The organism is Jiulongibacter sediminis, from assembly GCF_001306455.1.
Lineage (GTDB): Bacteria > Bacteroidota > Bacteroidia > Cytophagales > Spirosomataceae > Jiulongibacter > Jiulongibacter sediminis.
Map to the genome: position 1 here is coordinate 635,763 of NZ_LGTQ01000005.1, position 19,817 is coordinate 655,579.

Annotated in this window: 20 protein-coding genes; 12 read left to right on the forward strand and 8 right to left on the reverse strand. The window is 39.6% G+C overall.

Translation table 11 applies throughout. From position 1 onward, the window contains the following. Positions 1-35: 35 nt before the first annotated feature. On the forward strand, positions 36-1,067 hold the full coding sequence (locus AFM12_RS02845; protein WP_055143756.1) for a YncE family protein: 1,032 nt from the start codon (positions 36-38) through the stop codon (positions 1,065-1,067). Here the strand turns inward: AFM12_RS02845 and AFM12_RS02850 are convergent. Further along, positions 1,064-1,894 carry a DUF2911 domain-containing protein gene (locus AFM12_RS02850; RefSeq protein WP_055143757.1) on the reverse strand — a complete coding sequence of 277 codons (831 nt, stop codon included), beginning with the start codon at positions 1,892-1,894 and terminating at the stop codon, positions 1,064-1,066. The genes AFM12_RS02845 and AFM12_RS02850 overlap by 4 nt on opposite strands. A gap of 39 nt (positions 1,895-1,933) precedes the next feature. Between AFM12_RS02850 and AFM12_RS02855 the strand changes: the two genes are divergently transcribed. Further along, positions 1,934-2,467, forward strand: coding sequence for an NUDIX hydrolase (locus tag AFM12_RS02855; protein ID WP_055143758.1), 534 nt, complete (start codon positions 1,934-1,936; stop codon positions 2,465-2,467). On the opposite strand, the gene AFM12_RS02860 is transcribed toward AFM12_RS02855, so the two are convergent. From AFM12_RS02860 to mnmA, 3 genes are all read right to left on the reverse strand, one after another. Beyond that, positions 2,457-4,082: a S8 family serine peptidase gene (locus tag AFM12_RS02860; RefSeq protein ID WP_055143759.1), complete on the reverse strand. Its 1,626-nt coding sequence runs from the start codon at positions 4,080-4,082 to the stop codon at positions 2,457-2,459. The two genes, AFM12_RS02855 and AFM12_RS02860, sit on opposite strands and share 11 nt — an antisense overlap. A 107-nt stretch (positions 4,083-4,189) precedes the next feature. After that, a complete protein-coding gene (locus AFM12_RS02865; protein WP_055143760.1) occupies positions 4,190-4,645 on the reverse strand; it encodes a hypothetical protein in 456 nt (151 codons plus the stop codon). A 53-nt stretch (positions 4,646-4,698) separates the two neighbouring features. Further along, the gene (mnmA, locus tag AFM12_RS02870; protein WP_055143761.1) at positions 4,699-5,805 is read right to left on the reverse strand and encodes a tRNA 2-thiouridine(34) synthase MnmA; all 1,107 of its coding nucleotides are present in this window, start codon (positions 5,803-5,805) and stop codon (positions 4,699-4,701) included. A 151-nt stretch (positions 5,806-5,956) separates the two neighbouring features. Between mnmA and AFM12_RS02875 the strand changes: the two genes are divergently transcribed. The 3 genes from AFM12_RS02875 (at position 5,957) to AFM12_RS02885 (ending at position 8,141) form a co-directional block, all read left to right on the forward strand. Next, positions 5,957-6,505 (forward strand): hypothetical protein, encoded by a 549-nt coding sequence (locus tag AFM12_RS02875; protein WP_055143762.1) that lies wholly within the window; start codon positions 5,957-5,959, stop codon positions 6,503-6,505. 111 nt (positions 6,506-6,616) lie between these two features. Then, positions 6,617-7,117, forward strand: a complete 501-nt coding sequence (locus tag AFM12_RS02880) for a PspC domain-containing protein (protein ID WP_055143763.1) — start codon at positions 6,617-6,619, stop codon at positions 7,115-7,117. Positions 7,118-7,142: 25 nt separating this feature from the next. Beyond that, positions 7,143-8,141 carry a toast rack family protein gene (locus AFM12_RS02885; RefSeq protein WP_055143764.1) on the forward strand — a complete coding sequence of 333 codons (999 nt, stop codon included), beginning with the start codon at positions 7,143-7,145 and terminating at the stop codon, positions 8,139-8,141. A gap of 48 nt (positions 8,142-8,189) precedes the next feature. On the opposite strand, the gene AFM12_RS02890 is transcribed toward AFM12_RS02885, so the two are convergent. Beyond that, positions 8,190-9,410, reverse strand: a complete 1,221-nt coding sequence (locus AFM12_RS02890) for an ABC transporter permease (protein ID WP_055143765.1) — start codon at positions 9,408-9,410, stop codon at positions 8,190-8,192. An 8-nt stretch (positions 9,411-9,418) separates the two neighbouring features. Between AFM12_RS02890 and AFM12_RS02895 the strand changes: the two genes are divergently transcribed. Next, a complete protein-coding gene (locus tag AFM12_RS02895) occupies positions 9,419-10,609 on the forward strand; it encodes an exo-beta-N-acetylmuramidase NamZ family protein (RefSeq protein ID WP_055145096.1) in 1,191 nt (396 codons plus the stop codon). Continuing rightward, the gene (gene guaA / locus AFM12_RS02900; protein WP_055143766.1) at positions 10,610-12,139 is read left to right on the forward strand and encodes a glutamine-hydrolyzing GMP synthase; all 1,530 of its coding nucleotides are present in this window, start codon (positions 10,610-10,612) and stop codon (positions 12,137-12,139) included. Positions 12,140-12,149: 10 nt separating this feature from the next. Here guaA and AFM12_RS02905 read toward each other — a convergent pair whose 3' ends face one another. The 3 genes from AFM12_RS02905 to AFM12_RS02915 all read right to left on the reverse strand — a co-directional run bounded on the left by AFM12_RS02905 (position 12,150) and on the right by AFM12_RS02915 (position 15,225). After that, positions 12,150-13,322: a glycosyltransferase family 4 protein gene (locus tag AFM12_RS02905; protein WP_055143767.1), complete on the reverse strand. Its 1,173-nt coding sequence runs from the start codon at positions 13,320-13,322 to the stop codon at positions 12,150-12,152. Between the two features lie 99 nt (positions 13,323-13,421). After that, on the reverse strand, positions 13,422-13,973 hold the full coding sequence (locus AFM12_RS02910; protein ID WP_055143768.1) for a WcaF family extracellular polysaccharide biosynthesis acetyltransferase: 552 nt from the start codon (positions 13,971-13,973) through the stop codon (positions 13,422-13,424). After that, entirely contained in the window at positions 13,960-15,225 is a 1,266-nt protein-coding gene (locus AFM12_RS02915; RefSeq protein WP_055143769.1) for a prephenate dehydrogenase, read from the reverse strand. Before AFM12_RS02915 ends, AFM12_RS02910 begins: the two co-directional genes overlap by 14 nt. A gap of 332 nt (positions 15,226-15,557) precedes the next feature. On the opposite strand from AFM12_RS02915, the gene hisG reads away from it, so the two are divergent. From hisG to fabG, 5 genes are all read left to right on the forward strand, one after another. Continuing rightward, entirely contained in the window at positions 15,558-16,415 is an 858-nt protein-coding gene (gene hisG, locus AFM12_RS02920) for an ATP phosphoribosyltransferase (protein WP_055143770.1), read from the forward strand. 2 nt (positions 16,416-16,417) lie between these two features. Then, positions 16,418-17,683, forward strand: coding sequence for a histidinol dehydrogenase (gene hisD, locus AFM12_RS02925; RefSeq protein ID WP_055143771.1), 1,266 nt, complete (start codon positions 16,418-16,420; stop codon positions 17,681-17,683). Between the two features lie 14 nt (positions 17,684-17,697). Further along, complete coding sequence (locus tag AFM12_RS02930; protein ID WP_055143772.1) at positions 17,698-17,931, forward strand: 4a-hydroxytetrahydrobiopterin dehydratase; 234 nt, start codon at positions 17,698-17,700, stop codon at positions 17,929-17,931. A gap of 457 nt (positions 17,932-18,388) precedes the next feature. Further along, complete coding sequence (gene rsmI, locus AFM12_RS02935) at positions 18,389-19,072, forward strand: 16S rRNA (cytidine(1402)-2'-O)-methyltransferase (protein ID WP_055143773.1); 684 nt, start codon at positions 18,389-18,391, stop codon at positions 19,070-19,072. Further along, positions 19,069-19,815, forward strand: a complete 747-nt coding sequence (gene fabG, locus AFM12_RS02940; protein WP_055143774.1) for a 3-oxoacyl-[acyl-carrier-protein] reductase — start codon at positions 19,069-19,071, stop codon at positions 19,813-19,815. The genes rsmI and fabG overlap by 4 nt, the downstream gene beginning before the upstream one ends. Positions 19,816-19,817 lie beyond the last annotated feature (2 nt).

A 19,817-nucleotide genomic window follows, 5' to 3' on the forward strand; every position in this document is an offset into this window, starting at 1 on the left:
AGTTGAAAGCGTTGTATTTCTACAACGCTTTTTTTATGCCAATACGCTTCACAATACTTGCAATCTTTAGCTTTTTTCTCTCTTGCAGGCCAGCTCCTGATATACCTGATCTGAAACCAAGAGAGAATGTAGCATACGTCGTTACGGGTGTAGGTAAAACAATAGAGGTAATTGATCTGGAAAGCTTTTCTGTGGTAGCTGCTTATGATATAAGCACCTCTTCTGATCGGTTTCCCCATCATATTTATATTTCAAATGATAGGAAAAAACTCGCTGTCGCTAATCCTGCTTATGACTTCTCAAAAGGTCATATGGGTCTTCATGGAGTAGACGTACCTGGCGGTATTCTTCTGATCAATGCAGCCACGGGGGACTTGGAAAAGAATATTCCTGTCAATTTTGCAAATCATAATGCTACTTTCTCAAAAGATGATCAAAACCTGCTTACGACTAGTTTTAGTCATACTGGGAGAGCCTACATTTTCAATATAAATAATGGGCAATTGAAGGCTGAAATTATTCTTTCGGCTGACCCTTCAGAAATTATCGTTTCTCCTGATGGAAAGTATGCTGCGGTAACTAGTGGAGAAAGCTCATTTCTTCAAATTCTGAATCTGGCTACAAATGAACTTGAGCGTCAGATTAAAGTAGATCTTGCCCCTTCGAACGTTTGGCCAGGGTTTGATAACATCGTGCTGGTTTCAAATTCCTTTAGAAAATCTGTCAATTTCGTAGATTTAGATCAGTTTTCTGTTACTGATTTTATTGACTTTGATTTCACTCCGGGGTACTTAACCTACAATCCTGTCTCTCAGGAGTTATGGGTCTGTGATACTGAGAATGAAGCTATTAAAATTTTTAAAAAGGATGTCGTGTGGAGTGAGACCAATTCAATTTCATTTTCTGGAAAAGACCCTCATATGATTAAATTCTTTGATGAAAACCAGAAAGCCATACTGATTAACCAAAAAGGCAACACCGCCGTTGAAATTGATGTTACCTCAAAAAATATTCTGAGTGAAATTCAGGTGGGGAAGGCCCCCAATGGTATTGCCATTTCAGATTAATTCTCCTTCAACTCTTCAATTGCCTGATCTATGGCTTCGCCGAAAAACTGATATACAGGGTCAGTCTCGCCAAGTTGCTTAGCTTTATAGGCTAATTTAAGAGCGTCAATATTCTTTCCCATTTTTCTCAACAAGACTGATTTTATCCAAGTATTTCTGAAAGTCTCTTTTAGCGAAATTGACTTGTCAATATACTCTAAAGCCTTCATCTGATCTAAATCCCTGTTAACCAAATACTCCGCTGCCTGTAAAAAAGCACCTGCAGTTTCCGTATTTCTGGCTTCAATCGCTGATACAATAGTTTTTTCGTTATCCACACTTACAATTACCTTGATACCCGTGTACTCCCAACTTAAACTTAGGGTAGCGTTGTCCTCATAAACTTCTGTAAAACCAATAGTAAATGTCTCTTTAAAATCTGTTTTGAAGGGCTTAACAACCAATCTCAAAACATCATACTGGTTGCTGTAAGAGGCCTCGGTAACTTCCAGATCATTTGAAAAGATTAAAACCCAGCTCTCTTCACCAGGAATGGTCATTATGGAATAAGTACCAGCCGAAAGTGGCATTTCATTAATTCTAACATCTGAAGAAAAACTGATTTTTGTTGAGGCATTGGCTCCTGTTCTCCAGATTTTGCCATAGGGTAAAAGTCCTCCAAAAATAGACCTTCCTTTTACTCCCGGTCTTGAATACTCAACATTAACTTCACTTATTCCTATTGTTTGTGAAAAACCAGCTCCCGGACTTGGCTGCGGAGTCACCTGAGCTAGGGAAATAAAAGATATACAGGAGAGAAAAGCGAAAGCTGTTAGTATTTTGTACATGGTATTCGTTTATTTCGAGGCCAAAACTAGCATATTTTAATGAACCGAAGCCATCTTATTGAGCAATTAGAAAATTATCAGTCGTTTGACCTTCAGGAAGAGGATATGAGAGCGAGAATGGAAAAATTCGTCAAACAATATGAAAACTGTTTCGAAAGGTCACTCCTTATCGGGCATGTTACCGGTTCTGCATGGGTTGTCAATCAAAAGCGAACCAAAGTCTTATTGATTCATCACGCAAAACTTCAAAAATGGCTGCAACCGGGAGGTCATTGCGACGGAAATGCAAATGTTTATGAAGTCGCTTTGACCGAACTTCTTGAAGAAACCGGACTTTCACCGATAGATCATATAAAATCTATTTTTGATGTAGATATCCATATCATTCCGGAGAGAAAAGGTGTTCCCGAGCATGAACATTTTGACGTAAGGTATTTATTTGAAGTTGATGAGAGGCAACCTATCGTTCAGAATCATGAGACTAACGGCATTCAGTGGATTGAAATTTCTAAAGTAGGTCAACTTGCCTCGGAGCGAAGTGTTCTTCGCATGGTTGAGAAAACTACTCGATGAAGATTCTCTTTGTTTCGGAGAAGTTCTCATTCCAGATTTTTAGTAAATAAGTACCTGTCGGACGAACTTCTTGTAGCAATGGCAACTCAAAATAGTTTCTTTTGAAGGTTTCCCTATATAATTCCTGACCACTCAAATTACTTAGGCTAAGTTCAAAGCTGTTTCCTAGCTCCTCATTAGCAATCAGAACCTTGATAAAATCGGTATTTTCAGCCGGATTAGGAAAAACAAGAATATTCTCATCTGTGCTACTAATCAGACTTTGAATATTTGCCATTTCATAGGCTCTCAGGAAATTAGGGATTCCATAACCCAATTTATCATCAGGCTGACCGGCTTGCGAGCCGGATTTTAGAATAATATCACGAAGCTCCATAGCCGTTAAATCCGGGAAAGCTTGTCTTAGTCCTGCTGCAAGACCAGTAATTAATGGTGCCGCATAAGATGTCCCATTACCTGCTCCAATCAAATTATTAGGAGATGCAATAGTGGTAGCCACTCCCTTGGCTGCCACTTCAGGTTTTATTCGCCCATCCACAGAGGGGCCTAAAGAGCTAAAGGCGGCATACTGGCCGTCTGAATTTACTGCTGCCACTGAAATAATTGAATCAGCGTCAGATGGTGGAGTAATAAACTTCCATGGATCATTCCCCTCATTACCGGCAGAAGCTATAACTAAGATCCCCTTGGAGGCTGCAAGATCAGCTGCTCTTGTAATGAGAGCCGTATTTCCATCAAGGGTTGAATAGGTATAATCCTGCTCCTTTCCATCGAAATTACTGTAGCCCAGCGAAGTTGAAATTATATCAACACCTATAGAATCGGCCCGCTCAGCAGCTATTAGCCAGTTGACTTCCTCCATTCTTGTTTCTGAAAACACATTTTCCGTCGTATAAAGCAGGAAACTGGCTCCGGGAGCGGTACCTTTCATTTGACCTTCAAGGTCAGCGGCAATACAGCTCAGGACATGCGTACCATGATAATGATCATTGAAAACGTTTTCTTCCTGATTGACAAAATCGTAGGTTTCTACTACTCTGTCCTCATTGAAGAGATTTTGAAAAACATCAAGATTTGGAGCATTAGGGAAACCGGAGTCAAAAACTCCGATTAATACACCTTTACCTGTAAAGCCTTGGTTTTGCATTACATCAGCACCCAACATTTGAAGCTGATCTGTGGATGCACCGGCATCAAAAAAAACTGGATATGAGTAATCTTTGGTATTTGGTTTTCTTCTGGCATTCGGCCCCTCGAGCCCATTTGAATATTCACCTTCTAAACCTTTTACAAAGTCATAACCTAATACCGTATTTAAATCATTTTTATCGATTTCAATGACAGCTCCATTGAGCCATTTACTGGTGAATAGTACCTCTGCTCCGCCTTCCTTTAATATTTCCAAATAGCTCTGATTGACCGGAAGGTCATTTGTAGAAATACTAATATTTTGCTTATTCCTTCTTTCTATGGCCCGGCTGGAAAGATATTCTGAGGGTTTTTCTAAACTGAAGTTACTGCCAGCCTTATCTTTGAAAAGAACAAAATATCTGTTTTGAGCTGTAGCCAGAGATGAACAGCCAAGTAATATGAATAATAGTAAAGCCTTTTGCATTCTTAATTTTTTCCTAAAACAGGGGAGCTGTTCAACCTGAATAGCCGAACAGAAATATCTGATAAAAGTACGTAAATTGAACTCAAAAGGTGCCAGAGTTAGGAAAACTATTCCTCAACAGGGATAAAATCTACTGTTTGTTTAAGGAGGTAATCAGATAGGCTAATTTCTATCAGTGTTCTCATGGAGCCACTTTCTGGACTCAGTTCCCCGAAAGCATTAAGAAGAAATACTTTGTGTGTGTTTAAGCTAATAAGGGGCATATTTTCTATAAGTAGTTTCGACTGGGGATCTCCGGATACATTCTCAATTTCGCCGGTAATGTCTTCGACAGCTTGATTGTCGGGGGTATGATTTTCTAAACGAGCATTGAAACTTCCTTTTTCACCCGTGGAGTTAAACATTAAAACCAGTTTCAACCGATATTTTTCTCCCTCATTTTCCATCCAGATTTCATCCGACACATAAGTGCCGCTAATACTGTCCAGAGAGCCTGGCATCACCTTATCGCTGACACAGGCGTTCAAAAGAAAAAGAAAGAATACTAGGCTCCTTAATTTCATATCAGAAACTGGTTGTTATGATTTAGCTAGCAAAATTCAATCCAAAACGTTTTTTACACTCTAAAGCTCTTCAGTATCCAGCCCCCACCAATTACATCCAGCCCTTCATAGAACACAGCAGCCTGCCCTGGGGCAATTGCACTTACTGGTTCTTTGAAAATGGCCTCAATTTTATCGTCCTCAATTTGAGTAATCATTGCCTCAGTTCCGGCATCTTTATACCTGATCTTAGTGATGGTCTCGAGACTTTGCCCTTTAAGGTCAGCGTACTTTTGAAGGTTGAGCTTTCCTACATGCATAGCATTACGCATTAGGTGCTTTTCAGTGCCGAGTACCACCTCGTTGGTATCCTTCCTGATTTCTGTTACATAAACCGGATGCCCAAGGGCAATACCGAGTCCTTTACGTTGTCCAACGGTGTAAAATGGATACCCTTCGTGTTTACCGACAACTTTTCCGTCTTCCATTACGAAGTTTCCTCCTGCCACTCTCTCCTCAAGTCCATCTACTCGTCTTTTAAGAAAACCACGGTAATCGTTATCGGGTACAAAGCATATTTCATAGCTCTCTGATTTGTTCACCAAATCAAAAAAGCCCCTTTCTTTAGCCATATCTCTGATTTCTGCCTTCGTCAAATTCCCCAGAGGCAGAATCGTTCTTGATAAGCTCTCCTGAGAAATTCCCCAGAGAACATAGCTTTGATCTTTCAAAACGTCCTTGCCTTTTGAGATAACGAAACGGCTGTTCTCTTCTCTGATATTCGCGTAATGACCTGTGGCCAGGAATTCGCATCCCAAATTATTCGCCCTTCTGAGTAGTGCATCCCATTTTACATGTGTATTACATAAAACACAAGGGTTCGGTGTACGACCTTCAAGATATTCTCCTGTAAAGTGGTCAATCACATAATCTCCGAACTCATTTCGGATATCCAGAATATAATGAGGAAAACCAAGTTTTACAGCAATGTTTCTGGCATCATTAATAGAGTCAAGACTACAGCAGCCTGTCTCTTTCTTGCTTCCGCTGGAAGCCGCATAGTCCCATGTTTTCATGGTCATGCCTATTACCTCATATCCTTGTTCGTGTAATAAAACAGCTGCGAGCGAGCTGTCGATGCCGCCACTCATGGCGACCAGAATTCTTCCGTGTTTACTCATAAAACTAAATGGGTTAAAAGCCCATCGTTAATGGTTACAGATCAATTTATCTTTCTAATTGACCCAAATGAAACACAAAGTTAGGAACAATAGTTGGCTTCATTTGCCAATTGGAGCTTAAGCACCTTATTTTTGCCGAAAAAAGAGACGGATGCTAAAGAAAAAAGTACTGGTCAATGGAATCTCAAATCTATCGGATGCCCGCTATTGTGCAGGTATGATGGTCGATTTTCTGAGTTTTGAGCTCAATGCAAACCATGAAGATTCAATTCCGGTTGATAAAATAAAGGAAATTAAAGATTGGTTAAGCGGCCCTCAAATCGGTGGCAGATTAACTGAATGGACAGAAGGCATAGATTGGGAAACCCTCAAGCCTGATTTCCTTATCATAACGGACCAGTCTCTTTTAAGTAAAGCTCAGGAAAAAGCACCGGTTATCTTTTTAGAAACATCTCAAAGTTCAATTTCAGGAGATTTTGATGCCCTTATTTACACAGGCGATGACTTGGGAACCATTACTGAGAAAGTCTTAATCCCGATTTTTGTGGATCTAATGTCTCAACATTCAACTCTTGAGGAACTCAGCGAAAATGATAAAATTACCGGAATCGGCCTCAGAGGACAAAAAGAAAGCAGACCAGGTTTTAGTCAATATGATGAATTGATGGATGCTTTAGAGGCTCTGGAAGAAGACTTCTGATCTCAAATACCTATTTCGCATCTCATCATTACTTCTTACCATTCGTGTAGTTTGTAATACCAAGTACTGATTGATCTTTTACATTTGTTTTGAAATAAAAGCAAATTACAAATGAAAAAGCGACTAAGACGGATCAAAAACCACCAATCAGTATTGGGAGGTGTGTGTGAAGGTCTGGGAGAGTACTTCGGAATAGACCCTGTAATTTTCAGGATCATTTTCGCAGTATTGTTTCTAACGCCTTATCCGTCATTTATTACTTACTTAATTTTATGGGTTGTATTACCGGAGGAAGAAAGCAGTTTTGCATATGCTTCAGGTAATTATGAGTCAACATCATCTAAAACAACAAATTTTTCAACTATGAGCAATCACTCAAAAAACGGAAATCTTGTCGGGGGAGTTATCCTGATTGTACTTGGTGCCATTTTCGCCTTTCGTACCTTCTTTGACATTAACTTATTCCATTACATTGGAAAAATGTGGCCACTATTCCTGATTGGCCTGGGCGTATGGATTATTGTTAGGGACAAAGACGATAATAACGGATTTGATTCAAACAACGGGTATAGTGACCCGGGAGCCGGTACTGGCAGCAGCGAAACATTTTAAACCGAACCATTAAATATTGTCAATCATGAGGAAACGAAGTAACATTTTCCTGGGGGCACTATTGGTTGCTGTCGGCGTAATTTTCCTAGGCTTTAATTACGATATTTTCACCTTTGACTTCACTTTCAGGCAGATAGCAGCCTTTTGGCCTGTGCTTCTGATTCTGGCGGGTATCGCAGTATTGCTTCACGAAAGAAGGTCGTTTTATAATGCGACTACGGCACTTTTGGTAGCTTTCGCAATACCTTTGGCCATTTACAGTGCTGCTTCTGATGGCGTTGATGAAATCAAAAATGAACTGCATGAGGAGCTCAATTTTGATTTTGATGATGAAGATTGGAACAATGATCGTAAAGACTGGTCAGAGGGCTCTTATAGTGATAATGGTGACCGCGTAGAACAGGATTTCAACATTCCATTAAGTTCCGAAGTCAATAGAGTACGACTGAAAGTAGGTGGTGGAGCTGCCGAGTTTCATCTTAAAGAAAGCACTGATCAGGCTTTTGCAGCCACGACTCTTTTGACGGCAGGAGCATATCAAATCTCCGATGAACAAAAAGGAGACCTTCATGACATTGAATTTGAAATGAAAGACCGTAAGAACAAGTCATTCAATTTTGGTGAAAACGGTCATAATGAGGTCTTTCTAAAACTGAATAAGAAGCCGGTTTGGGATATTGAGCTTGGAATTGGTGCAGGAGATCTGGAGTTTGATTTAAGCGAGTATAAGGTTGAAAACCTTGAGGTTAAAACAGGAGCCGCGGCAATTGATATTCAGCTGGGCGATCTTGTCAAAGAGGCAAGAGTGAAAGTGGAAAGTGGCGTGGCAAAGGTTTCACTGGCTGTTCCTGAAGAAGTAGGTTGTGAAATTCATATGGATGGAGCATTGAACTCAAAGGATTTCGATGGTTTCAGAAAGGAGAACAACTCAAACTACAGAACTGAAAATTTTGAGACTGCTGAGAAAAAGATCTATATCGACGTTTCCAGCGGTTTATCTTCGGTATCCGTAGATAGATATTGAGACTAAGAAATCAGGAGAGAGGTCGGCTTTATATAAAAAGCCGGCCTTTTATTCTTTATACTTGAGAGCCTTCACGGGTGTGATCTTCAAAATTGCCCATGTTGGCAAACTTACAATCAGGCCTACAATAAGAATAGTAGCTAAATTCACTTGAAAAAAAACAAGCCAATCCCATGAAACAGGCACATAATCCATGTAGTAACTTTGAGGATCTAGTGGAATGAGTTTCAGACGATCCTGAAGTAAACAAAGTGAGATTGCCAGTGCATTTCCAAGAATGAGACCTTTCATTATAATTTGGATGGCATTAGCAATAAATATTCGTTGAATAAGCCCATTCTTGGCTCCAAGTGATTTTAAAAGACCAATCATAGGTGTCCTCTCCATAATCATGATCAAAAGCACAGAGACCATATTAAAACTGGCTACAATGACAATCAGGAAAATGACGATAACGATGTTTCTGTCAAGTAAATTAAACCAGTCAAAAAAGGCCGGCATCATTTTACTCACCTGTCTGACTTCCAAATCCTGTGGAATGACTTCATAAAGCTGATTTACGGTCTCATCTGCTTTATCTAATTCATTTAGAAACACTTCAGAATGACCAACGGCTAAGGAGTCCCATTCATTTATGCGTCTGATCAGGTTTAAATCCACCATTGCATTAGACTTGTCAATGTCTTCAATGCCCGTTGAGTAAACCCCAACAATAGTTACCTTTCTGGCTCTGGGCGGTTGCTGAATAAAATAAATCAATAAATCATCACCCAAATTGACATCCAGAAGTCTTCTTTGAGTTTCGCTGATAATGATCTCTTTTGAATAAGAACCGGGGTCGAAATCAATGAAACGCCCTTCGATTAAATTATTCTCAAAAAAAGAAGAATTATAATTCTGATCGATGCCTTTGAGTAATATCCCAGAAATCTCATTCTCAGATTTGAGTAAAGCTGACTTAAGGCCGATTGCATTAATCGAAGCTATATTTTCATTCTCCTCCAATAATTTCTGATAAGCCAAACTATTTGAAAACGGAGCTTCGTCAAAAGATTGATTCAATGTAATTTTACGAACCTGAAGGTGGCCTGACATGCTGAATAATTTCTCCTTTATGGTGTTTTTAAAGCCCATAAGCACAGAAAAAGAAATCAGCACTGCTGCTACTCCAATAGCAATACTCGCCACCCCGATATTGATGACAGATGAAGAAAAGGTCTTACCTTTGGTTTTGCGTAATTTCTGAGCCAGGAAAAGTTCAGTGTTCATAAATGATAATGAAGAAAATCTTACTTAAGTCTGTTCTATTTTTATTCTTGGTTTCTCCAATCGCCTGTAAAGCTAAGCCAAACTCTTTAAATAGTCCTGAAAAAATAAAAGTTGGGGCAGAATCGATGGAAGAATACCTTCCACTGCTTAAAAATAAGAACGTTGGGTTGGTTGTAAATCATACTTCACTGGTCTCAAACACACATTTGCTTGATACACTATTGTCAAGAGATGTCGCTGTAAAAAAGATTTTTGCTCCCGAGCATGGTTTTCGCGGTACAGCAGATGCTGGTGCACAGATTAATAATGAAATTGATAGTAAAACCGGTCTTCCAATTGTTTCTCTTTATGGAAAAAACAAAAAGCCTTCATCAGCTCAATTGGAAGGGATCGATATCTTGATTTTCGATATTCAGGATGTTGGGGTTCGTTTCTATACATACATCAGTACACTTCACTACACCATTGAAGCCGCGGCAGAAAATAATATTCCCTTGTTGGTTTTTGACCGACCGAATCCTAACGGACATTATGTTGCCGGACCTTTAAGAGAAGAAGGCTTTGAGTCTTTTGTTGGAATTGACCCAATCCCTGTGGTTTACGGACTTACTATAGGTGAGCTGGCCAAAATGATCAATGAAGAAAAATGGGCATATAAATCACCGGCAGAACTTACTGTTATAAAATGTCAGGGATATGACCACAATAGTGAATACTCTCTGCCAGTAAAGCCTTCACCGAATTTGCCAAATGATCAATCTGTTTATTTGTATCCTTCTATTTGTTTGTTTGAGCCTACTCAGATCAGTGTTGGACGGGGAACGAATACTCAGTTCCAAGTTATTGGCGGACCTGATGCTTCTTTAGGAGAATACAGTTTCACTCCGGTTGATATGCCTGGTGCCAATAATCCGGTAAATGAAGGCATCAAATGCTATGGCAAAGATTTGACAGATATTGACGCCAAAAATCTTGGTTTTGACCTTACATACCTTTTTGATTTCTATCAAAACTTCTCAAACAAAAAAGACTTTTTTACCAACTCCCGTTTTTTCAACCTACTGGCCGGAAACAGCTGGATTCAGGAAGAATTGGTAGCTGGGAAAAGCCTTGAAGAAGTAGAAGCCAGATGGCAAAGCGATTTGAACAAGTTTAAAGAAACACGAAAAAAATACCTCCTATACTCAGATTTCAACTAAATGGAAGAAAAAATTATCATCATTGATTTTGGTTCTCAATACACCCAATTGATTGCCAGAAGAGTAAGAGAACTCAATGTTTATTGTGAAATACACCCTTTCAGTAAAATACCTGAACTTGACGAAAACATAAAAGGAGTTATTCTTTCAGGAAGCCCTTGTAGCGTTAGAGACGAAGATTCTCCTAGAATAGATGTTGACTCCATAATTTCTAAAGTACCTCTGCTCGGTGTGTGTTACGGAGCTCAATTGTTGGCTCAAATCAAAGGTGGAAATGTTCAGGCTTCTACCACAAGAGAATACGGTCGGGCAATTTTGACTGAAAAGTCGGAGGATAATGTCATTTTCAAGGGAATCCCTGTAGATTCTCAGGTGTGGATGTCTCATGGGGATACTATAACTCAATTGCCTGGAAATGCTCATATTATTGCTTCTACAGACAGCGTAAAGGTAGCTGCATTCAAGTTTGACGATGCTAATATTTTTGGAATCCAGTTTCATCCTGAGGTAACTCACTCTGAACATGGCAAACTTCTACTTCAAAACTTTCTTGTTGATGTTTGTGGCTGTAGCCAAACCTGGACGTCTGACTCTTTTGTAGAAATGACAGTTGCGGAGTTGAAGGAACAATTAGGTGATGATAAAGTAGTCATGGGTCTCTCTGGTGGGGTTGACTCTTCAGTGGCGGCTATGTTGATTCACAAAGCAATCGGTAAAAACCTGTATTGCATATTCGTTGACAATGGGCTACTTAGAAAACATGAATTTGAAGAGGTTCTTGAATCCTATAAAGGTTTGGGCTTAAACGTTAAAGGCGTTAATGCCAAAGATAAGTTTTACGCCGCACTTAATGGACTCACTGATCCTGAAGCAAAGAGAAAAGCAATCGGAAAAACATTTATTGATGTTTTTGACGATGAAGCCCACAAAATACAGGATGTAAAATGGTTAGGTCAGGGTACTATTTATCCTGATGTTATTGAGTCTGTTTCGGTGAAAGGCCCATCTGTAACCATTAAATCTCATCATAATGTAGGTGGCCTGCCTGATTACATGAAATTAAAGGTGGTAGAGCCTCTCAAACTTCTTTTCAAAGACGGGGTACGAGATGTAGGCAGAGCCATTCATATGCCTGATAATATTCTTCAGCGTCATCCATTCCCGGGTCCCGGTCTCGGAATTAGAATTCTGGGAGACATTACAGCAGAGAAAGTGAGAATCCTGCAGGAAGTTGATTATTACTTTATTCATGGACTTAAGGAATATGGCTTATATGATCAGGTCTGGCAAGCCGGTGCTATGCTTCTTCCGGTACAGAGTGTAGGCGTAATGGGTGATGAGAGAACGTATGAAAGTGTTGTTGCTTTGAGGGCAGTTACCAGTGTAGATGGAATGACGGCTGACTGGGCTCATTTACCGTATGAATTCCTTGGTAAGGTGTCAAACCAAATCATAAACAATGTGAAAGGTGTAAACAGAGTTGTCTACGATATCAGCTCCAAGCCGCCCGCCACAATTGAGTGGGAATAAAAATTAGAATTTAGTTTGGACTAATCGTCCCTTCAAGACCCAAAGACTTGGTAGATTTACTTCTGGCTTGTTCTTGGGTCTTTTTCTCTTTGTGGCGTTTGAATCTGCGAACCTCTAACCAGCTACAGCCACCGAGGTAGATCGCAAACACGCTTATTACATACAGGGATAATGCCGTGTTATCGAAGAATGTTCTCAGGTAATAGGTAAAAATTGTAAGACCAATTGTCATTCCGTATAGAGAAAGGCTCGTAGCTACATGACTCAGGCCATTATCAACCAACAAATGATGCAAATGAAGTCTGTCAGCTGTAAATGGAGAGCGTCCTTTTAAAATTCGAAGGCCAAAAACCCTAAGGGTGTCAAAAATGGGAACACTGAGAATAACTATGGTTAATACCGGTGCACTCACATAATGCTCGTCAGGGGAGAAATTGTAAGACTCATTCAATTGAATGAACTTCACAGCGAGTATTGTTACCAAATATCCTACTATTAGCGAACCCGTATCGCCCATGAAGATTTTACTTGTTTTGGAGAAGTTATATCTCAAAAAGCCAAGAAGCGATGCTGACAAAGAAAGACTAAGACAAGCTAAAGACCAATATCCTTCAAGCAAATACCAAAGTCCAAAACCCGCACTTGAAATCATACCAATACCTCCGGCCAGACCATCCACTCCGTCAATAAGATTGAAGGCATTGATAAGAGCTACAAATATAAAAACTGTAACAATGACACCGGCGAGGTACGGAATTTCGTGGATGCCAAAAATTCCAAAAAAAGAGGTAATTCTAAGATCGCTGCCTACCACAACTAACACAGAAGCGAGAATTTGCGATGCAATTTTTTTCAAAGGAGCCAAGGCATACAGGTCATCTTTAAGACCCAGAAAGAATAGTACCACTAAACCTGCCATTACCCGGTGAAGGAGGAATTCTTCGTCTTGAAAATTCCATAGCATGTAGCCTATTAATGTACCGGCAAATATACCAACGCCTCCAAAAGTAGGAGTAGGGCTAACATGTGAGCTACGCTTTACAGGGTTTTCCATTAAACCCCTCATGTGGCATATATTACGTATAACGGGAATAGCTCTCCAGGTGATAGCCAAAGAAACGGCCATGCTTAAGATAACCTGTATGTTTTTATCAAGAATGAGTTCTTCCAGAACAAGATTCATGTATTCCTTTTTTTAAAAATACCCGTCAAAAATAGAGAATAATTGGATCAGGACGAAATTTTGTACTATTCCTAGGGATAAAGTTTATTTAACGGATAATCATTTAACTATTTCTCGTTTTTTCAAGAAAGTAGCAGGGTTCCCTTGCCATATTTCATACGCTGCCGTTGACTTTGAAAGTACAGAACCAGCTGTAAGAAATGAATGGCTTCTCATGGTCACTCCACCAGTTACCAAACTGTTGGCCGAAACCCAAACACCATCTTCGAGTACAATTTCATTCGTCATTAAATCAAAAGTGGAAGATTTATAGTCGTGGTTTCCGGAGAGCAATAAAGCCCCTTGTGAAATACAACAGTTTTTCCCAATTCTGATTTTGATCAAATTATCAATCCAAACGCTTTCACCAATCCATGTGTTTTCTCCAACTTCAAGAAACCAGGGATATTTAATGTTAACCTTTGGCTTTATTACCACTCCTTTACCAATTTTGGCTCCAAAAAACTTTAGAACCAGAATCTTGGCTTTGATAGGAATGGGTAAATAGGTATACACAAATACCCTACCAAAGATATACCACGAAATACGCTTCAGAATTGATCCGGGTTTATACCACGAATTATCATATTTTGACAAATCAACCTGCTTCATTATTGATTCTTTCAATTAGCATACTACTTAGTCTTCGGCCTTCCTCTAACCTGTCTGCCAAAAAAGCCTTTGTTCGTTCAAAATGAGAGGAGTACCCTTTTTGATCTCCGCTTTCAACAATATGAGCCCACTCCTGAACCGAAGTATGAAAAGCAAGATCATCCATTCTTATGGATTTATCAAAAAGTGCTGCCTCAAGCGACTCTTGCAATAGTTCGTCATTTAGAAATAAGTATTCAGCCATACCAACCCTAAGTTTGAACGGAGGCGTTTGGCAAATCAAATTATCATACGGAGAGGTACCCAGCCTGGCCCAAGTCAGGACCATAGCCAACAAACTCAAATGAGAATTTGCTTTGTGCTCTCTAGGTGGATAAAGAGAGAATTCTCTCATCAGCTCATCATTTAGCATTAATGAGCCCGGAAAACCTTTAAAAACCTTTTCCTTAGCCTCCAGTATTAATTTATACAATTCATCTTTTGACTCAGAAATCATTAAACCAAAAATGTCGTTTTCGGCCTTTGCGTATGCTCTCACATCCTGCTTAGAAAAGGGGTTTTGCATTGCCATTCCCTCGTAAACGTGATGCTTATAGCTGTAAATTCTAAGTGTAAGCAAAAGTTTAACATTATCTAAACCACTACTATGAAGTCGGCTTTCCCATGGAAAAATCCCTCTGTGCATGAATGACGTTCCTATGCTCTCAAAACCGATATGAGTAACTACCTGAATATCGGCCATCATTTTGTCATGCACATCGGCTGAATCCAAAACTTCTATTTTTGATTCCATACAAGACAAGACACCTAGTACTTCTTTAAACCTTTCTGAAGAAATTCTTTCAGGAATAGCGACAAGCGTCTGACCTTTGGGATTGACATGCGGACCGTGAAGGGAGTGAAGAGTGGCAATATCTACATCATCGTTAAGGTACTTTTTGAAAGCCCTTACCTCAGGATTTTTCACAGAAGTTTGCCCCGCGACTATATGGCCTTTTCGAACATATGGTGCAAGTTCCCTGACAACGGATTCAATCTTATTTGTTTCGACACTAAAAATTAGGTAGACTGAGTTTTCTATGACCTCTTTTGAAGATTTACAAATATTAACCAAATCATTATCTTCAAAAATATGCGATAAACTCTCGGCGTTTTCAGGTAAGTCACAACCAAAAACCTGATACCCGGCTTTGGAAAAAGAATGGGCGTATAACTGGCCCATGTCCCCTAAACCAATGATACCAATATTCATTATGAAGTCTTATTTGCGGGGCAAAACTAAAAATTTCTTATCTCACAGACTGATAAATGAGAAAATAAACAAACTCAAAATAATGAGTCCGGTTAATAAGGTCACTACTTTGGATTCGGCAAAATAATTTTTAGAAGGTCTTGTATAGTAATTTGAACGTTTCATGAAAAATAGGATTATTAAGTTTGAAGCACTGTTACACCAAACATAATCATAGGAATTGAATTTTCAAAAATTATTGAAATCTAATTTAATATTCATTCTTTCTTGTCATGCGATTAAGACTGTTTTACCTTTGAGCAGCATAATAACAGTAGTAAAGAGATATCTTAATGAGTAAGCTCAAAATAGCCATCCAGAAGTCAGGAAGGCTTAGTGACGATTCCATCAAATTATTCAAAGAATGTGGAATCAAGTTTGAAGTTGGTAAATCGAAACTAAAATCAACCTCCAGAAATTTCCCTGCAGATTTCCTTTTTCTTAGAGACGATGACATCCCAGGATATGTTGAAGATGGCGTAGCAGATGTTGGAATTGTGGGAGAGAACGTACTGGTAGAATATGGAAAAGACGTTGACAATGTAAAGGCTTTGGGCTTCTCAAAATGTCGATTATCTCTGGCGGTTCCCCGGGAGGTAGACTATCCGGGTGTCCAGTATTTTGAAGGGAAAAGCATTGCTACATCTTACCCAAATCTTCTGCAAAAATACCTGGATGAAAACGGGGTTAAAGCACATATTCATGTCATTAGCGGTTCTGTAGAAATAGCTCCGGGCATCGGTCTGGCAGAAGGGGTATGTGATATTGTAAGCACCGGGGGTACATTGTTAAGCAATGGTCTGAAAGAGGTTGAGACGATTTTTAGATCCGAGGCTCTGATGGTGGCTAATAAGTCCCTTTCTGCCGAGAAGAAAGCCTTGCTTGACCGAATTCTCTTCAGAATAGATGCAGTTCAAAAAGCTCAAAATCATAAATATGTATTGCTCAATGCTCCAAATGAGAAAATTGATGAAATCATAAAGGTGATGCCAGGTATGCGAAGCCCTACGATTACACCATTGGCACAGGAAGGCTGGAGCTCTATACACTCCGTGTTAAAGGAGAGTGATTTCTGGGAAAATATAGAAACGATGCGTGCAGCCGGAGCTGAAGGTATTTTGGTAATTCCGATTGAAAAAATGATTTCTTAATCATGCAAGATTTTAAGTTTCCTGAAAAAAAAGATTGGAAGCAGATATTGACCCGCCCTACGGCCAATATTGACGAGATTGAACAAAAGGTAATTCCAATTCTTGAAGAGGTCAAAAAAAGTGGAGATGGAGCCATTCGCAAATTTGCTTTGCAATTTGACAATATTCTTCTCAATGACTTTCAGGTTTCACAAGCAGAAATAGATGCTGCTGAGGCCAAACTCACTGAAGAGTTAAAATCGTCAATAAAGATAGCTGTTCAAAACATTAGACGCTTTCATGAGGCTCAAAAATCATCTCTCGAGATCATAGAAACAATGCCAGGGGTAGAATGCTGGAGAAAATCTGTAGGCATTGAAAAGGTAGGTATTTATATTCCGGGAGGTACAGCCCCACTTTTTTCAACAGTTTTGATGCTGGCCATTCCTGCCCAAATTGCTGGCTGTAAAGAAATTGTTCTTTGCTCGCCAAGCAACCATCCAGCCATTTTATACAGTGCGAAATTGGTCGGAGTCGATAAGATTTATAGAGTAGGTGGTGCTCAGGCAATTGCAGCAATGGCTTATGGTACAGAAACAGTTCCTCAAGTCTACAAGATATTCGGTCCGGGTAATCAATTTGTTACCGCGGCAAAACAGCTTGTCAGTAAAGAGGGTACCGCTATAGACATGCCGGCCGGGCCATCGGAGGTCGCAGTTCTTGCGGATGATTCTGCAAAACCAGCCTTTGTAGCTGCTGACTTACTTTCTCAGGCCGAACATGGTGTTGATAGCCAGGTTATCCTTGTAAGTACGTCTGAAAAGCTTATTTCTGATGTGAAAAAGGAAGTAGCTCTACAATTGGAATCACTTCCCCGGAGAGAAATGGCTTCAAAGTCCTTGGAAAACTCTAAAGCGATTATAGTCTCAACTATTGATGATGGCGTAGATCTGTTAAACGAATATGCTGCCGAACACTTGATTTTATGTGTTGAGAATGCAGAGGAAGTAGGAGAGAGGATCATTAATGCAGGGTCAATTTTCCTTGGTTACTATACGCCAGAGTCTTGCGGTGACTACGCATCAGGAACAAATCATACTTTGCCTACCAATGGCTTTGCCAAGGCTTATTCCGGGGTTTCTGTTGATAGTTTTGTAAAGAAAATCACTTTTCAAAAAATCAGTAGGGAAGGTCTCAAAAAACTTGGCCCTCATGTGAGTACCATGGCTGAAGCGGAATCTCTTCAGGCTCATTCAAACGCTGTCAAAGTTCGGTTGGCACAAGACTAAAAGACAATCAGTTTATGAAGTGGGAAGAAAAAAACGATGAATTAGTACGCATTTTTAAGTTTAAAGACTTTAATGAGGCTTTTGGTTTCATGAGCAGAGTGGCTTTGGTGTTTGAAAAAGCAAATCATCATCCGACCTGGACAAACACCTGGAATATGGTTGAGATTCATCTAAGCACTCATGATGCTGGAAATAAAGTTACCCACAAAGACAGAGAATTGGCCAAGGAGATAGATAAGCTAATTTAGTAGTAAAGGGTTTGTTAAAAGATACTTGTTAACAGATCACATGCTGAAGATGTTTAGAAGTAAACATTAAAGCGGTAAGTCTAAAATCTGGAGGATTTTATCTCAAACATCAATTAACTCCTGATTAATACTAGGGAAAGATTTTAAATTCTGTCCCCAAAAAACCAGAGAAAGAGGAATTTCCGCATTTCCACAAAACCGAAATCCTAAAAGTTTGAAGATCTTGGTTTGCTTCTTAATTTGTTGATATAGCTCTTAGGAGCAGAAAGGGTTTTGTTTGTTTCATGCTTTAAAGCGAACAAAGTTGCTAAAAGCAAAGCGATTAAGATTAGAATTACCATGTCTTGACAATTATTTCTGGGTTAATGATTGAATAATACATAATTTTTAAAATTTCTTTCAAAAACTAGTCCAGAAGATTGTGTTTAAATTATTTTGATATCCAAAATCAGGATTTATGTCTCTTACAATTGTGCCTACACCAATAGGTAATCTTGACGACATTACTTTCAGAGCAGTAAAGGTTCTCACAGATGCAGATTTAATTCTTGCTGAAGACACAAGAAATACGGGTATCCTTCTTAAACATCTTGATATCAGGAAGCCTATGCAAAGTTTCCATATTTTTAACGAGCATAAAACTCTCAAAGGCGTTGTCCAGAAGTTAAAAGAAGGACTTCAAATTGCACTTGTTTCCGATGCTGGCACCCCGGCTATATCTGACCCGGGCTTTCTACTGGTGAGAGAATGTATTGATGAGGAAATAGAGGTAGAGTGCTTACCTGGTGCCACGGCCTTTGTTCCCGCCTTAGTAAATTCGGGTTTGCCTTCTGATTCCTTTGTTTTTGAAGGATTTATTCCTGTCAAAAAGGGTCGCAAAACAAAGCTGGAGGAACTATCTGAGGAGAAGCGAACAATGATCTTTTATGAATCTCCTCACCGTCTTTTGAGGACACTTGAAGATTTTATTGCTCACTTCGGAGAGGAAAGAAAGGCTTGTGTTTCCAGAGAATTGACTAAAATTCATGAAGAAAACGTTAGAGGTTCATTATCCGAAATTCTTGCTAATTTTGCCAACCGCCCTATTAAAGGCGAAATTGTTATCACAGTAGAAGGTTTAAACCGAAAAAAAACTAAATGAGCTTATTAAAAGGAAAAATCGCTCTCATTACCGGAGCATCTCGTGGAATTGGTAACAGCATTGCACGCGAATTTGTTAAAAATGGTGCCGATGTGGCTTTTACCTATCTCTCAAGTGTTGAAAAAGGAGAAGCTCTTGAAAAAGAGCTAGCTGCAGATGGTGTAAAAGTAAAGGGCTACCGTTCAGACGCCTCTGATTTTGATGCGGCTCAAAAGCTCATTCAAGACGTTTTAGCTGATTTTGGAAGAATTGACGTTTTGATCAATAACGCCGGAATTACCAGAGATAACCTGCTAATGAGAATGGATGAACAACAATGGGATGATGTCTTGCGTATCAACCTGAAGTCTGTTTTCAACTTAACTAAAGCCATAACCAGACCTATGTTAAAAGAGAGAAGCGGGTCTATTATTAATATTACCTCTGTGGTTGGCCTCATGGGTAACGCAGGACAGGCAAACTACGCGGCTTCTAAATCAGGAATCCTTGGCTTTACCAAATCAGTCGCTAAAGAATTAGGTTCACGAAATGTTCGCTGCAACGCCATTGCTCCAGGTTTTATAGAAACCGAAATGACAGATGAGCTTGATGAGGAGCAACTAAAAGCCTGGCTGAGTGGTATTCCACTTAAAAGAGCTGGAAAGGGACAGGATATTGCCAATGCATGCATCTTCCTGGCATCTGACATGTCTTCTTATATAACTGGTCAAACACTTACCGTAGACGGCGGTATGGTGATGTAAAC

Excerpts from the sequence above, each read along its gene's own strand:
- AFM12_RS02880 (WP_055143763.1), top strand. The coding sequence starts at position 6,617 with ATGAAAAAGCGACTAAGACGGATCAAAAACCACCAATCAGTATTGGGA.
- AFM12_RS02905 (WP_055143767.1), bottom strand. The coding sequence starts at position 13,322 with ATGAATCTTGTTCTGGAAGAACTCATTCTTGATAAAAACATACAGGTT.
- mnmA (WP_055143761.1), bottom strand. The coding sequence starts at position 5,805 with ATGAGTAAACACGGAAGAATTCTGGTCGCCATGAGTGGCGGCATCGAC.
- AFM12_RS02850 (WP_055143757.1), bottom strand. The coding sequence starts at position 1,894 with ATGTACAAAATACTAACAGCTTTCGCTTTTCTCTCCTGTATATCTTTT.
- hisG (WP_055143770.1), top strand. The coding sequence starts at position 15,558 with ATGAGTAAGCTCAAAATAGCCATCCAGAAGTCAGGAAGGCTTAGTGAC.
- AFM12_RS02860 (WP_055143759.1), bottom strand. The coding sequence starts at position 4,082 with ATGCAAAAGGCTTTACTATTATTCATATTACTTGGCTGTTCATCTCTG.
- AFM12_RS02855 (WP_055143758.1), top strand. The coding sequence starts at position 1,934 with ATGAACCGAAGCCATCTTATTGAGCAATTAGAAAATTATCAGTCGTTT.
- hisD (WP_055143771.1), top strand. The coding sequence starts at position 16,418 with ATGCAAGATTTTAAGTTTCCTGAAAAAAAAGATTGGAAGCAGATATTG.
- AFM12_RS02915 (WP_055143769.1), bottom strand. The coding sequence starts at position 15,225 with ATGAATATTGGTATCATTGGTTTAGGGGACATGGGCCAGTTATACGCC.
- AFM12_RS02895 (WP_055145096.1), top strand. The coding sequence starts at position 9,419 with ATGAAGAAAATCTTACTTAAGTCTGTTCTATTTTTATTCTTGGTTTCT.
- AFM12_RS02845 (WP_055143756.1), top strand. The coding sequence starts at position 36 with ATGCCAATACGCTTCACAATACTTGCAATCTTTAGCTTTTTTCTCTCT.
- rsmI (WP_055143773.1), top strand. The coding sequence starts at position 18,389 with ATGTCTCTTACAATTGTGCCTACACCAATAGGTAATCTTGACGACATT.
- AFM12_RS02885 (WP_055143764.1), top strand. The coding sequence starts at position 7,143 with ATGAGGAAACGAAGTAACATTTTCCTGGGGGCACTATTGGTTGCTGTC.
- guaA (WP_055143766.1), top strand. The coding sequence starts at position 10,610 with ATGGAAGAAAAAATTATCATCATTGATTTTGGTTCTCAATACACCCAA.
- AFM12_RS02930 (WP_055143772.1), top strand. The coding sequence starts at position 17,698 with ATGAAGTGGGAAGAAAAAAACGATGAATTAGTACGCATTTTTAAGTTT.
- AFM12_RS02875 (WP_055143762.1), top strand. The coding sequence starts at position 5,957 with ATGCTAAAGAAAAAAGTACTGGTCAATGGAATCTCAAATCTATCGGAT.
- AFM12_RS02865 (WP_055143760.1), bottom strand. The coding sequence starts at position 4,645 with ATGAAATTAAGGAGCCTAGTATTCTTTCTTTTTCTTTTGAACGCCTGT.
- fabG (WP_055143774.1), top strand. The coding sequence starts at position 19,069 with ATGAGCTTATTAAAAGGAAAAATCGCTCTCATTACCGGAGCATCTCGT.
- AFM12_RS02910 (WP_055143768.1), bottom strand. The coding sequence starts at position 13,973 with ATGAAGCAGGTTGATTTGTCAAAATATGATAATTCGTGGTATAAACCC.
- AFM12_RS02890 (WP_055143765.1), bottom strand. The coding sequence starts at position 9,410 with ATGAACACTGAACTTTTCCTGGCTCAGAAATTACGCAAAACCAAAGGT.